We start from the raw sequence: 12910 nt of genomic DNA, 5'->3' as shown, positions 1-12910 counted from the left end.
GTGAGCAGAAAAGGCAGCGGGCCGGGAAGGGCGATATCGGTTTCGCCGGGCAACACTTTGGCACCGGGAAGCGGGTTGACCGGGGAGCCGGAGGTGATACCCCCGGGGCAGACCGAGCAGGCCACCCCGGTGGGTGCCCCAATCATCACRCCCGCCGAGCCCTGCACAATGGGGCCRCCATACTGCGTCATGTCGCCCTTCCGGGCCGCCGGTCTGCCGCTCATCRTCACATCCTTTTGTATGACGGCAGGCCTCATGCCCGCCGGTAAAAACAGGGATATACCTTATGCTGTGCAAAAGGGTGCAAACAGGGAGCCGGCTCCGGGAAGACTTAAATTAGGAAAACGTTTAGGCTGGTCATCCTCGACTCATCGCTAATTATTTCTTCTCTGGTATAAATTTCGCCCACCTTCTGCCGATGTAACACTACTGAATCTCTATCGACGAAAGAGGGAGTTTAATCGTCATGGTTACCGGTATTAAATCGCCTTTGTCGACAATGTTATCGAACCTGTCGACCACCCCGCGCGTGGGTACGCCGCGCGTAACCAGCACTGCCTCCTTGCCAGTCGCGGACAACGCCTCTACCAAAGTGACCTTTGGTAGCCAGACACAGGCCATCGCGGCGATTTACAGCCTGTCGCCGCAAAAAATCAGCGCCAGCGACACCGGCGTAAGCAATGCCACTATCCAGGTACTGCTGCATACCGCACAAAGCGGCAGCTCAATTTCCTCACTCGGTGGCGCCGGCCGCGCACTGCTTGAAACGCTGAAAGAGAATCGGGGGGACTTCACGCAAGCCGTCGCCGCAACGGATACCGCGCCGGGAATGGCTCCTGCTAATAAGTCCGCCATTTCACTGGATATCACCACCCGTTCCGGCTCGACGATACACCTCTCCCTGACGCAACAGGATGGTGGTGTTGCAGTGTCGATGACCACTGAGGGTGACGCGCTCAATGACGATGAGGCTGAGGCTGTAGCCTCGCTGGGCAAAGCGTTCCAGTCGGTGCTGGATGGACTGGGCAAACAGCCGCCAGAACTTGATATCTCAGGGTTGACGAAATTTAACAGCAGCGTCCTCAGGTCGATTGACCTGAAAACCGATGTGCGCAATGGTGATGATTCTCTACAGTCACTCAACTTCCACAGCGACAGCGATGAGAGCTGGGTGGCGTACCAGGATGCTGACTTCTCCCTGAAAATGACCAGCGATCGCTCCCAGAGCAACGATCCTGCCGATCGGGTGGCACAACAAGTCGCGCTGGCGGCCTACGATAAGCAGTTTGATAAAGCGCGTATCGACGGGAAGGGCGACAGAAATCAGATGGAGCTCATGAAGTCTGTTTTCCATGCCTTAAACACACCGCAGGATGAAACCATCAATGTCATCGATAACCCTGGTGACGTACGGGTCGGGGGTGGCAGCAGTGCGCCAGCCAAAGGGCTGAATGATTTTTCTCTCTCGCTGACGCGAACCTCGAAATCAATCAACCCGGCCCGACTTGATGAGAAAGAGAGCTTCTCTTATCAGGCTTCTCAAACTACTGAAGAGAGCCGGAGCTACGACGGTTCCCGCAGCGTGAAGCAGACGGCGCATAATCATCTGAGCGCCTCCTGGTATCAACCGCTGGACCCGTCTTTGCCACTATCGCTGAAAAAAGATAAGACCTCACAAAACTACCTCTATCACACGCTGGAAAATGATGAAGTCAACACCACAACCCTGAACTACAACGCTAAGGGGCTGCTGGCGGGCATCAGAAATCAGACTCAGGTGAACAACCTGGAAACCATGAAGAAGTACGTGATGGGCGATCTGGTGGATGAAATACATACACCGGAAAAATATAACCGCGAAACGCTTCAAAAGCTGTTGGCTGATTTATAGGCTGTTCTCAACGGGCCCTGCGGGGCCCGTTACGCTGGTTTTTAACGTGTAATCTGTTCCCGCAAAACCCGATTCCCGCTGCTTTATTCTGCCCTTAACGATTCAGCTAATTTTTAATGTTGCTTTTTTGTAAACAGATTAACACCCCCTCTAAATCCTGCTATGCTGCCGTCGCGGTATCGCGGATTTACCCTACAAACTGCTGTCTCACAGGAGCGTGAAGAGAAACGCCTGCCGCATTATGACAATGAGAGCGAGGAGAACCGTCGTGCTAGTAGAATACCGTAAGCACGTAGCCGAACGTGCCGCTGAGGGGATTGCGCCAAAACCATTAGATGCAACCCAAATGGCAGCACTCGTTGAGCTGCTGAAGAACCCGCCTGCTGGCGAAGAAGATTTCCTGTTAGACCTCCTGACCAATCGTGTTCCGCCGGGCGTTGATGAAGCCGCCTATGTTAAAGCGGGTTTTCTTGCGGCCATCGCCAAAGGCGAAGCCACCTCCCCCCTGGTTAATTCAGAGAAAGCAATTGAACTGCTGGGCACGATGCAGGGTGGTTACAACATCCATCCTCTGATTGACGCCCTGGACGATGCCAAACTGGCACCGATTGCGACCAAAGCACTGTCCCATACGCTGCTGATGTTCGACAACTTCTATGACGTAGAAGAAAAAGCCAAAGCGGGCAACGCGTACGCACAACAGGTACTGCAGTCCTGGGCTGACGCTGAATGGTTCCTGAGCCGTCCTCAGCTTGCAGAAAAAATGACCGTTACCGTCTTCAAAGTAACGGGCGAAACCAACACCGACGATCTCTCTCCGGCACCGGATGCCTGGTCCCGCCCGGATATCCCGCTGCACGCCCTGGCGATGCTGAAAAATGCCCGCGAAGGCATTGAGCCGGATCAGCCGGGTGTCGTTGGCCCCGTTAAGCAAATCGAAGCGCTGGCGAAAAAAGGTTTCCCGCTGGCTTACGTTGGTGATGTGGTGGGGACTGGTTCCTCTCGTAAATCAGCCACTAACTCGGTCCTCTGGTTTATGGGGGATGATATCCCTCACGTGCCAAACAAACGCGGTGGCGGTCTTTGCCTCGGCGGTAAAATCGCGCCTATCTTCTTCAACACTATGGAAGATGCGGGCGCACTGCCCATCGAAGTGGACGTAAACGACCTGAACATGGGCGACGTCATTGACGTTTATCCGTTTAAAGGCGAAGTGCGTAACCACGACACCGATGCGCTGCTGGCGACCTTTGAGCTGAAAACCGATGTCCTGATCGACGAAGTACGCGCCGGTGGCCGTATTCCGCTGATCATCGGCCGTGGGCTGACTACCAAAGCGCGTGAGTCGCTGGGTCTGCCGCACAGCGATGTGTTCCGTCAGGCGAAAGATGTCGCGGAAAGCAGCCGTGGTTTCTCGCTGGCGCAGAAAATGGTGGGCCGTGCCTGCGGCGTAAAAGGTATCCGTCCGGGTGCCTATTGCGAACCGAAAATGGCCTCCGTAGGTTCTCAGGACACTACCGGTCCAATGACCCGTGATGAACTGAAAGACCTGGCCTGTCTCGGCTTCTCTGCCGATCTCGTGATGCAGTCCTTCTGCCACACGGCGGCCTATCCGAAGCCGGTTGATGTCACCACACACCACACGCTGCCTGACTTCATCATGAACCGTGGCGGTGTGTCACTGCGTCCTGGCGATGGGGTTATTCACTCCTGGCTGAACCGCATGCTGCTGCCGGATACCGTCGGTACCGGTGGTGACTCCCATACCCGTTTCCCGATCGGTATCTCCTTCCCGGCGGGTTCTGGTCTGGTGGCCTTTGCCGCGGCGACTGGCGTGATGCCGCTGGATATGCCGGAATCGGTTCTGGTGCGCTTCAAAGGTGAAATGCAGCCGGGCATCACCCTGCGTGACCTTGTGCATGCTATCCCGCTGTACGCCATCAAACAGGGTCTGCTGACCGTTGAGAAGAAAGGCAAGAAGAACATCTTCTCTGGTCGTATCCTGGAAATCGAAGGTCTGCCGGATCTGAAAGTTGAGCAGGCGTTTGAGCTGACCGATGCCTCCGCTGAACGTTCCGCTGCCGGTTGTACCATCAAGCTGAACAAAGATCCGATTATTGAGTACCTGAACTCCAACATTGTTCTGCTGAAGTGGATGATCGCAGAAGGCTACGGCGATCGTCGTACGCTGGAGCGTCGCATCCAGGGGATGGAGAAATGGCTGGCGGATCCGCAGCTGCTTGAGGCCGATGCCGATGCGGAATATGCCGCGGTGATCGACATCGATCTGGCAGACATTAAAGAGCCGATTCTGTGTGCACCAAACGACCCGGACGATGCTCGTCTGCTTTCTGATGTGCAGGGCGCGCAGATTGATGAAGTGTTCATCGGTTCCTGCATGACCAACATCGGCCACTTCCGTGCAGCAGGTAAACTGCTGGATGCCCATAAAGGCCAGCTGCCGACCCGTCTTTGGGTTGCGCCGCCGACCCGTATGGATGCAGCACAGTTAACCGAAGAAGGGTACTACAGCGTATTCGGTAAGAGCGGTGCGCGTATTGAAATTCCGGGCTGTTCCCTGTGTATGGGCAACCAGGCGCGCGTAGCGGACGGTGCAACGGTGGTTTCCACCTCGACCCGTAACTTCCCGAACCGTTTAGGGACCGGTGCGAACGTCTATCTGGCGTCGGCGGAACTGGCGGCGGTCTCTTCTCTGCTTGGCAAGCTGCCAACGCCGGAAGAGTACCAGACCTATATCGCGCAGGTGGATAAGACGGCGGTGGACACCTACCGCTATCTGAACTTCGATCAGTTGAATCAGTACACTGATAAAGCCGACGGGGTTATTTTCCAGACGGCAGTGTAAATGTTTCCCCTCACCCTAACCCTCTCCCCAGAGGGGCGAGGGGACGGTCCGCACCACCCTCTCCCAGTGGGAGGTAAGTCGGGAGCGCACATAAATGCCACCCTCGCCCTGTGAGAGAGGGGCCGGGGGTGAGGGCATCAGAGCGCACATTGCTAAAAAGCGGAGAGCCTTCTCCGCTTTTTTTATTGCCTCCTTTCCACCGCTACGCTTTTTTTCTTCCGTTGTACTGCGATAATTAAAGCATTGGCTGACGTTAAGCCGGCATGAGGAAGAGATTATGGATTATGAATTTTTGCGTGACGTTACCGGTGGGGTAAAAGTCCGCATGTCGATGGGCCACGAGGTGGTGGGTCACTGGTTCAATGAAGAGGTGAAAGAGAACCTGGCGTTGCTGGATGAAGTCGAGCAGGCGGCGAAAACCGTGAAGGGCAGCGAGCGCTCATGGCAACGTGCCGGACACGAGTATACTTTGTGGCTGGATGGCGAAGAGGTGATGATTCGCGCCAATCAGCTGGCGTTTTCTGGTGATGAAATGGAAGAGGGCATGAACTACTACGACGAAGAAAGCTTCTCGCTTTGCGGCGTGGAAGATTTTCTGCAGGTCGTGGCGGCTTACCGGACATTCCTGAGCCAGCGTTAGTCTCCCCCGTCGGGCAATGAGGCCAGTGTGTGCTCGTTGCCGCCAGACATGCATCTACTGAAAAACGTCAGACGTTTTTCGCATTTCCCTTTGGCCTTAAATTACGTTTCTATGGTCTTCCGGACACGTCACGGAGACTTTCATGAAAGCGTTTATTTCTCGTTATTTTTTGGGCAGCACCCCGCGTGAACAGCGCGATGATGCGGAACATAATAGCCGGCGCGTCATGGAGTCGCTCCTGGCCGTGGCCAGCCTTTATGGCGTAGACATTGCGAGTGTTGACGTGGAGTGGTTTCATGATCAAACAACACGCTGAGCATCGCTTCACGCGAGAAATGTACTGGAATGAGCGATGCGCTCTGGCTGAACCTCTGGCGCTTCCCTGCGCCAGAGCGTCTTACACGGCGGGAATATTGCGGCCGTAATAGATCTCACGCATCTCCTTCCACAGCGCTTCGGTTATCTCTTTACGCTCCTGCGCGGTCAAATCTTCCGGACGAGTGTGGAACATGTAATGCCTGAGGTCGAACTCCTTAAGTAACATCTTGGTATGGAAGATGTTCTCCTGGTAAACGTTCACGTCCACCATGTCATACAGCGATTTCATATCATCAGACATAAAATTCTGAATCGAATTGATTTCGTGATCAATGAAGTGCTTCATGCCATTAACGTCGCGGGTAAAACCGCGCACACGGTAATCCACCGTGACGATGTCGGATTCCAGCTGGTGAATCAGATAGTTCAGTGCTTTTAAGGGCGAAATCACCCCGCAGGTGGAGACTTCGATATCTGCCCGAAAGGTACACAATCCCCCTTCCGGGTGGCTTTCAGGATAGGTATGCACACAGATATGGCTTTTATCGAGATGGGCGACGACGGCTTCCGGGAGCGGGCCAGGGTGTTCGGTTTTATCAATCAGCTGTGGATCGACCGGTTCTTCACTGACCAGAATGGTCACGCTCGCCCCCTGCGGCTCATAATCCTGACGGGCGATGTTAAGAATATTGGCACCGATAATATTGCAGGTTTCAGTGAGGATTTCCGTCAGGCGGGTGGCGTTATAAAGCTCATCAATATAGGCAATGTAGCCATCGCGCTCTTCTGCGGTTTTGGCGTAGCAAATGTCGTAAATACAAAAACTCAGACTTTTGGTCAGATTGTTAAAGCCATGCAGTTTCAGTTTTTTCAATTCTCATAGTCTCCTTAAGACGACGATGTCGAAAGCGCGTCTTGCAGGTACTGCGGCAGCGCAAAGGCGGCAGTGTGGATAGCTGGCGTGTAGTAACGGCAGGTGAGTCCCGCCTTATGAAAGCGTGCCTGAATAATTTCGCTTGAAAGGTGGCGCAGCGCTTCGTTATCCGTCGCCCAGGCAAAAGTCATGATGCCGCCGTAATAGGTAGGGATAGCTGCCTGGTAAAAGTTCACGTCAGCAAAGTAGTTACCCAGTTTGCGATGGCTGTCCAGCGCTTCGTCCTGTTGCAGGAAGCAGACCCCATTTTGTGCGACAAAAATCCCGCCCGGGTTCAGGCAGCGTTTGCAGCCTTCGTAAAAAGCGGAAGTGAAAAGGCTCTCGCCAGGACCGACCGGGTCGGTGCAGTCAGAGATGATAACATCGAAGGTCTGGTTAGTGCGGGTGACGAAATTGACGCCATCGTCGATGACGAGCTCAAAGCGGGGATCGACATAGGCTCCGGCATTATGCTTTGGCAGGTACTGACGACAAAAGGAGACCACGCCGGCATCGATTTCCACCATAGTGATGGTCTCGATCTCTTTATGACGGGTCACTTCACGCAGCATGGCGCCGTCGCCGCCGCCGATGATCAGCACCTGTTTCGCACGACCATGCGCCAGCAGCGGCACATGCGTCATCATTTCATGATAGATAAACTCATCGCGCTCGGTGGTCTGCACCACGCCGTCCAGCGCCATGACGCGGCCAAAAGCGGCATTTTCGAAGATGATGAGATCCTGATGCTCGGTTTTCTCATGATACAGCACCTGATCTACAGCAAAGTATTGCCCAAACTGGTCGTGCAGCGTTTCATGCCACAAGGTAGGGTCGGCCATTGGTTGCTCCTTTGTTAACATCTGCTCAAACAAAGCGCAACATCATAGCTAACTCTGACCGCAGTTGCACGGCCAGGGCTCAACGATGAACAGCGATTACTTCACGTAGGCAAGCAGGCTCAGGGAATCGCGCGCCAGCGCTTTGCATTTTTTAGCGGTGGGAATTTTTATACCACTTAAATCGCGGTAGCTCTCTTCACCAAGGGATTTCATATCCCAGGTATCGTAGTTGGTCAGATCCCACTGGTTTTGTTGCGCGAAAAAGACCAGCGCACGGCGGATCTGTCCATTAGGCAGGTTGTTATAGCCGCAATCGTTTTTCAGAAAGACAAACACTGCCGTGAGATCGGCCATATCTTCCGCTTCGGATTCGTTAAGGGCATAGCTATTAGCGGAGACAGCCAGCAGGCTGCCAAACAGGACTGATCTGAAAAGCGTCTTCATTGTTCATACCACGGCATAACGGAAATTAAACGTTAGCATACTGCAGGCGAGGCGACGATATTTATTATTGTCCGATAATAACCTCTTTTCTTGACCTTCCGGCAAGGGGAGGGTTTATGCTCAAAACATCGCCTGCAAGAGAATAAGGAAATGAAGATGCAACGTCGTGATTTTTTAAAGTATTCCGCGGTCCTGGGCACGCTCGGCGCTCTGCCGCTCTGGAGTCGCGCGGTGCTGGCGGCGGACCGACCCGTATTACCGGTTCCTGACCTGCTACAACCGGATGCGCGAAATCATATTCAGCTTAACGTGCAGGCAGGCACGTCGACGTTTGCAACAACACCGGTGACCACCTGGGGTTATAACGGAAATCTGCTGGGGCCTGCGATCCGGTTACGACGGGGGAAAGCGGTGAGTGTCACAATCCAAAATACGCTGGCAGAAGAGACCACACTGCACTGGCATGGCCTCGAAATACCCGGCGAAGTGGACGGCGGGCCGCAGGGTGTGATTAAACCTGGCGCCAGCCGCACGGTCAGTTTCACACCTAATCAGCCTGCGGCAACCTGCTGGTTTCATCCCCATCAGCATGGCAAAACAGGTCGCCAGGTGGCGATGGGACTGGCAGGACTGGTACTGATTGATGATGATTATAGCCAGACGCTGCGTCTGCCCCAGCAGTGGGGTATTGACGATATTCCGGTGATCATGCAGGACAAAAAATTCACCGCCGACGGGCAGATTGACTACCAGCTCGATGTGATGAGTGCGGCGGTGGGCTGGTTTGGCGACACGCTGCTGACCAATGGCGCGCGGTATCCGCAGCATGCCGCCCCGCGCGGTTGGCTACGCCTGCGCCTGCTCAATGGGTGTAATGCCCGTTCGCTGAACATTGCCACCAGCGATAATCGTCCACTCTATGTGATTGCCAGTGACGGCGGATTGCTTGCAGAACCGGTAAAAGTCAGCGAGCTGGCGATACTGCCCGGCGAGCGTTTTGAAGTGCTGGTGGAAAACCGCGACCGGGAGGCTTTTGATATTGTCACTCTACCGGTCAGTCAGATGGGTATGGCCGTATCGCCTTTCGATAAACCTCATCCGGTGCTGCGTATTCAGCCGCTGATGGTGACGGCGTCGGCAATACTGCCGGATACGCTGGTCCCCGTCCCTCCGGTTCCCGGACTTGATGGTATCACCCAACGCAGGCTGCAACTCTCAATGGACCCTATGCTCGACATGATGGGGATGCAGGCGTTGCAGCAAAAATATGGTGATGCGGCAATGGCTGGAATGAGTATGCATCACGGTCAAATGAATCACGGTCAAATGCATCACGGTCAAATGAATCACGGTCAAATGAATCACGGCCAAATGGAACACGGTAAGGGCGGGTTCGATTTCCACAACGCCAACCGGATTAACGGAAAAGCCTTTGATATGCAAAATCCGGCCTTTGCGGCAGAGCAGGGAATTTGGGAGCGCTGGGTGATTTCAGGTGAGGGGGACATGATGCTGCATCCGTTCCACATCCACGGCACTCAGTTTCGTATTCTGTCGGAAAATGGCAACCCACCCGCTGCCCATCGTGCAGGCTGGAAGGATATGGTGAGTGTGGACGGGGCGAAAAGCGAAGTGCTGGTGAAATTTAATCATCACGCAGCGAAGGAATCCGCTTATATGGCGCACTGCCATCTGCTGGAGCATGAAGATACGGGGATGATGGTAGGATTTACGGTTTAAAATGGGGGAGGCCTTATGCCCTCACCCTGGCCCTCTCCCACGGGGAGAGGGAGAAAACACTAAAAAAGGCAACTTACGTTGCCTTTTTGCTTTTATTTCGCGTCGTCCGGCAGCGCGTAGGCAACAATATAATCGCCCATCTTCGTACCAAACGAACCGTGACCGCCGGCAGAGATGACAACGTACTGCTTGCCATTCACTTCATAGGTCATCGGCGTGGCTTGTCCACCGGCGGGTAGACGGCCCTGCCACAGTTTTTCACCGTTGCTCATATTGTACGCACGCAGGTAGTTATCTGCGGTTGCGGCAATAAACAGTACGTTACCAGCGGTGGAAATCGGGCCACCCAGCATCGGCATACCCATATTGAACGGCACCGGAACCGGCATCGGGAACGGCATGCTGTCCTGTGGTGTACCAATACGTTTCTTCCACACTACCTGGTTGGTTTTCAGATCCAGTGCGGAAATATAACCCCATGCTGGCTGTTTACACGGCAGACCGAACGGAGAGAGGAACGGATTCAGGGTCACGCCAAACGGCACACCGTACTGCGGCTGAATACCGGCTTCGGTACCGCTGCCTTTGGCGTCTTTCGGCTGCTCCATTGGGTTACCCGGACCACGCGGAATCAGTTTCGAAACAAACGGCAGGGCCATTGGGTTAGCAATCGCTACCTGACGATTCGGGTCAACGGAGATACCACCCCATTCAAACATCCCCAGGTTACCCGGGAAGACCAGCGTGCCCTGTTCAGACGGCGGCGTGAAGATACCTTCATAACGCAGCTGATGGAACATGACACGGCACACCAGCTGGTCAAACATGGTGGCGCCCCACATATCCGCACCGCTCAGATCTTTCTTCGGGCGGAAGCTGAGATCAGAGAAGGGCTGGGTTTTGGTGACGTAGTCGCCTTTTGCGGCGCCCTGCGGAACCGGTTTTTCCGGGGCAGGAACCACTAACTTACCGTTGCTACGATCCAGCACGAAGATATTACCTGTCTTCGCCGGTGCGTAGATAACCGGAACGGTTTTGCCGTTAACGGTAATGTCAGCCAGCGTCGGCTGGGAAGGCATGTCCATATCCCACAGATCGTGGTGGACGGTCTGGTAGCTCCAGGCCAGTTTACCGGTGGTCGCGTTCAGCGCCACGATAGAGCTGGCGTAGCGTTCCTGCTCCGGAGTGCGGTTACCGCCCCAGATATCCGGCGTGGTCACGCCCATTGGCAGGTAGACCAGGTCCAGCTTCGCGTCATACGCCGCCGGTGCCCAGGAGTTAGGAGAGTTAAAGGTAAAGGTGTGCTCATCCGACGGGATGGCATTGGGATCTTTCGCGCCCGGATCGAAGGCCCACAACAGCTTACCGGTGTTGACATCAAAACCACGAATCACGCCGGAGGTTTCGCGGGTAGAGAAGTTATCGGTCACGGAACCGGCAATCACAATGGTCTTGTCGGTGATGATGGGCGGCGAAGTGGGTTCATACAGGCCTGGAGTGGTATCCGGCATGTTGGTTTGCAGATTCAGGATACCTTTGTTCGCAAAGGTTTCGCACAGTTTGCCGGTCTCAGCATTGAGGGCAAACAGACGACCATCATTGACCGGCAGCATAATGCGACGCGGGCAGTCGGCAATCACTTCCGGGCTTGCATTATCCGCGCGGGCTTCATGGTAAGAGACGCCACGACAGGTAACATGCTGGAAGGACGGGTTGGTATTTAACTGCGGATCGAAGTGCCACTTCTCTTTCCCGGTCGATGCATCCAGGGCAAACAGGCGCTGGTGCGCGGTACACAGGTAGAGCGTGTCGCCTACTTTAATCGGCGTCACTTCGTTGGTCAGTTCACCCGGATCGTTCGGGAGCTTCAGATCGCCAGTACGGAAAACCCAGGCTTCCTTCAGATTTTTGACGTTGTCAGCATTGATTTGCTTAAGCGGTGAGTAACGCTGACCTTCCTGATTACGTCCGTAAGCCGGCCAGTCACCATCAGCCACCTGCGAAATAGCGGGCGCCGGGGTGGAATCCGCACTCAGGGTGCCTTTCACTTCCTGCGGATCGTTAAACCCGGCCCAGGTCAGCATACCGCCACTGATTAACAGAGCAACCACCAGCGCGGCTACCGCGCCGCCGGAAGGAATAAACAGTCGACGCCAGACAAACGGCAGAACAAGCCAGATGCCAAAGAAGACCAGAATGTCACTGCGTGGCGTCAGCGCCCAGAAGTCAAAGCCGACCTCCCACACGCCCCAGATCATCGTTGCCAGCAGGAAAGCAGCATACAGCCACAATGCTGAACGCTTACGACGCCATAACAGGGCTGTTACCCCAAGCATGACCAGCCCTGCAATAGGGTAGTACCAGGAGCCGCCAAGGGAGACAAGCCAGACCCCACCTATCAGTAAATACAGTCCGCATAGTGCAGCGAACAGCGTAGTCAGCGTCACAAGGAGACCTGACCGTTGCGGTTTTGTTTCTGCCATAGAAAGTTACTCTTCAAATTCATTAATATTTTAGTAGCAACTAATTATAGGATTTAACAAGTGTGATCGTCATCACAAATTGAGCTTTATCGACAGATAAACATCAGAAATGCGTTTGCTGGTATACTGCACGACTTGCGCTTCATCAGCGGGAACAAGCGTACCGGTGATGATTGATTTGTTTTTTAAATCATATGGTTAGTTAAAATGAAACATACTGTTGAAGTGATGATCCCGGAAGCGGAGATCAAAGCGCGTATCGCGGAACTGGGTCGTCAAATCACCGAACATTACCGGGATAGCGGCAGTGAAATGGTCCTGGTAGGGCTGCTGCGCGGGTCGTTTATGTTTATGGCCGACTTATGTCGTGAGGTACAGGTCTCCCATGAAGTCGATTTTATGACCGCCTCCAGCTACGGCAGCGGCATGTCTTCCTCACGTGATGTAAAAATCCTCAAAGACCTTGATGAAGACATTCGCGGCAAAGACGTGTTGATCGTCGAAGACATTATCGATTCCGGCAATACCCTCTCGAAAGTGCGTGAGATCCTGAGCCTGCGTGAACCTAAATCGCTCTCCATCTGCACACTGCTTGATAAGCCATCCCGCCGTGAAGTTCAGGTAGAGGTTGAGTACATCGGATTTTCCATTCCCGACGAATTTGTCGTGGGTTATGGTATTGATTATGCTCAGCGTTACCGTCATTTGCCCTATGTCGGCAAAGTTGTCATGCTGGACGAGTAAGCATAAAAAAAGCCGGGACAAGCCCGGCC

General features: G+C 54.2%; 11 protein-coding genes. 6 read left to right on the top strand and 5 right to left on the bottom strand.

The window, feature by feature from the left end; translation table 11 throughout:
• On the bottom strand, positions 1 to 224 hold a 224-nt coding region (locus KXR87_RS17030; RefSeq protein ID WP_437433399.1), incomplete at its 3' end, for a hypothetical protein.
• 242 nt (positions 225 to 466) lie between these two features.
• Here KXR87_RS17030 and KXR87_RS17025 point away from each other — a divergent pair.
• The 4 genes from KXR87_RS17025 to KXR87_RS17010 all read left to right on the top strand — a co-directional run bounded on the left by KXR87_RS17025 (position 467) and on the right by KXR87_RS17010 (position 5713).
• Positions 467 to 1891 carry a hypothetical protein gene (locus KXR87_RS17025; protein ID WP_437433398.1) on the top strand — a complete coding sequence of 475 codons (1425 nt, stop codon included), beginning with the start codon at positions 467 to 469 and terminating at the stop codon, positions 1889 to 1891.
• A 268-nt stretch (positions 1892 to 2159) separates the two neighbouring features.
• On the top strand, positions 2160 to 4757 hold the full coding sequence (gene acnB, locus KXR87_RS17020) for a bifunctional aconitate hydratase 2/2-methylisocitrate dehydratase (RefSeq protein WP_437433397.1): 2598 nt from the start codon (positions 2160 to 2162) through the stop codon (positions 4755 to 4757).
• 277 nt (positions 4758 to 5034) lie between these two features.
• Positions 5035 to 5397: a protein YacL gene (gene yacL / locus KXR87_RS17015; RefSeq protein ID WP_437433396.1), complete on the top strand. Its 363-nt coding sequence runs from the start codon at positions 5035 to 5037 to the stop codon at positions 5395 to 5397.
• Between the two features lie 142 nt (positions 5398 to 5539).
• On the top strand, positions 5540 to 5713 hold the full coding sequence (locus KXR87_RS17010; RefSeq protein ID WP_437433395.1) for a hypothetical protein: 174 nt from the start codon (positions 5540 to 5542) through the stop codon (positions 5711 to 5713).
• Positions 5714 to 5794: 81 nt separating this feature from the next.
• On the opposite strand, the gene speD is transcribed toward KXR87_RS17010, so the two are convergent.
• From speD to KXR87_RS16995, 3 genes are all read right to left on the bottom strand, one after another.
• A complete protein-coding gene (gene speD, locus KXR87_RS17005) occupies positions 5795 to 6589 on the bottom strand; it encodes an adenosylmethionine decarboxylase (protein WP_437433394.1) in 795 nt (264 codons plus the stop codon).
• Positions 6590 to 6603: 14 nt separating this feature from the next.
• Complete coding sequence (speE, locus tag KXR87_RS17000; protein WP_437433393.1) at positions 6604 to 7470, bottom strand: polyamine aminopropyltransferase; 867 nt, start codon at positions 7468 to 7470, stop codon at positions 6604 to 6606.
• Between the two features lie 96 nt (positions 7471 to 7566).
• Complete coding sequence (locus tag KXR87_RS16995; RefSeq protein WP_437433392.1) at positions 7567 to 7914, bottom strand: YacC family pilotin-like protein; 348 nt, start codon at positions 7912 to 7914, stop codon at positions 7567 to 7569.
• 156 nt (positions 7915 to 8070) lie between these two features.
• Here KXR87_RS16995 and cueO point away from each other — a divergent pair, with 156 nt between their 5' ends.
• A complete protein-coding gene (gene cueO, locus KXR87_RS16990) occupies positions 8071 to 9654 on the top strand; it encodes a multicopper oxidase CueO (RefSeq protein ID WP_437433391.1) in 1584 nt (527 codons plus the stop codon).
• 92 nt (positions 9655 to 9746) lie between these two features.
• Here cueO and KXR87_RS16985 read toward each other — a convergent pair whose 3' ends face one another.
• Positions 9747 to 12137 (bottom strand): glucose/quinate/shikimate family membrane-bound PQQ-dependent dehydrogenase, encoded by a 2391-nt coding sequence (locus KXR87_RS16985; RefSeq protein WP_437433390.1) that lies wholly within the window; start codon positions 12135 to 12137, stop codon positions 9747 to 9749.
• A 207-nt stretch (positions 12138 to 12344) separates the two neighbouring features.
• On the opposite strand from KXR87_RS16985, the gene hpt reads away from it, so the two are divergent.
• Positions 12345 to 12881 (top strand): hypoxanthine phosphoribosyltransferase, encoded by a 537-nt coding sequence (gene hpt, locus KXR87_RS16980; protein WP_437433389.1) that lies wholly within the window; start codon positions 12345 to 12347, stop codon positions 12879 to 12881.
• The last annotated feature ends 29 nt before the right edge of the window (positions 12882 to 12910 follow it).

It is taken from the genome of Yokenella regensburgei (assembly GCF_051486985.1).
Taxonomy (GTDB): domain Bacteria; phylum Pseudomonadota; class Gammaproteobacteria; order Enterobacterales; family Enterobacteriaceae; genus CBFFRJ01.
The sequence above is the reverse complement of the archived record's forward strand: the minus strand, read 5'-3'. Positions and strand labels throughout refer to the sequence as shown.

What these genes read in the sequence shown, in the direction of transcription:
- KXR87_RS17025 (WP_437433398.1), top strand. Translation starts at nt 467, where the DNA reads ATGGTTACCGGTATTAAATCGCCTTTGTCGACAATGTTATCGAACCTG.
- yacL (WP_437433396.1), top strand. Translation starts at nt 5,035, where the DNA reads ATGGATTATGAATTTTTGCGTGACGTTACCGGTGGGGTAAAAGTCCGC.
- KXR87_RS17010 (WP_437433395.1), top strand. Translation starts at nt 5,540, where the DNA reads ATGAAAGCGTTTATTTCTCGTTATTTTTTGGGCAGCACCCCGCGTGAA.
- speE (WP_437433393.1), bottom strand. Translation starts at nt 7,470, where the DNA reads ATGGCCGACCCTACCTTGTGGCATGAAACGCTGCACGACCAGTTTGGG.
- KXR87_RS16995 (WP_437433392.1), bottom strand. Translation starts at nt 7,914, where the DNA reads ATGAAGACGCTTTTCAGATCAGTCCTGTTTGGCAGCCTGCTGGCTGTC.
- cueO (WP_437433391.1), top strand. Translation starts at nt 8,071, where the DNA reads ATGCAACGTCGTGATTTTTTAAAGTATTCCGCGGTCCTGGGCACGCTC.
- KXR87_RS16985 (WP_437433390.1), bottom strand. Translation starts at nt 12,137, where the DNA reads ATGGCAGAAACAAAACCGCAACGGTCAGGTCTCCTTGTGACGCTGACT.
- hpt (WP_437433389.1), top strand. Translation starts at nt 12,345, where the DNA reads ATGAAACATACTGTTGAAGTGATGATCCCGGAAGCGGAGATCAAAGCG.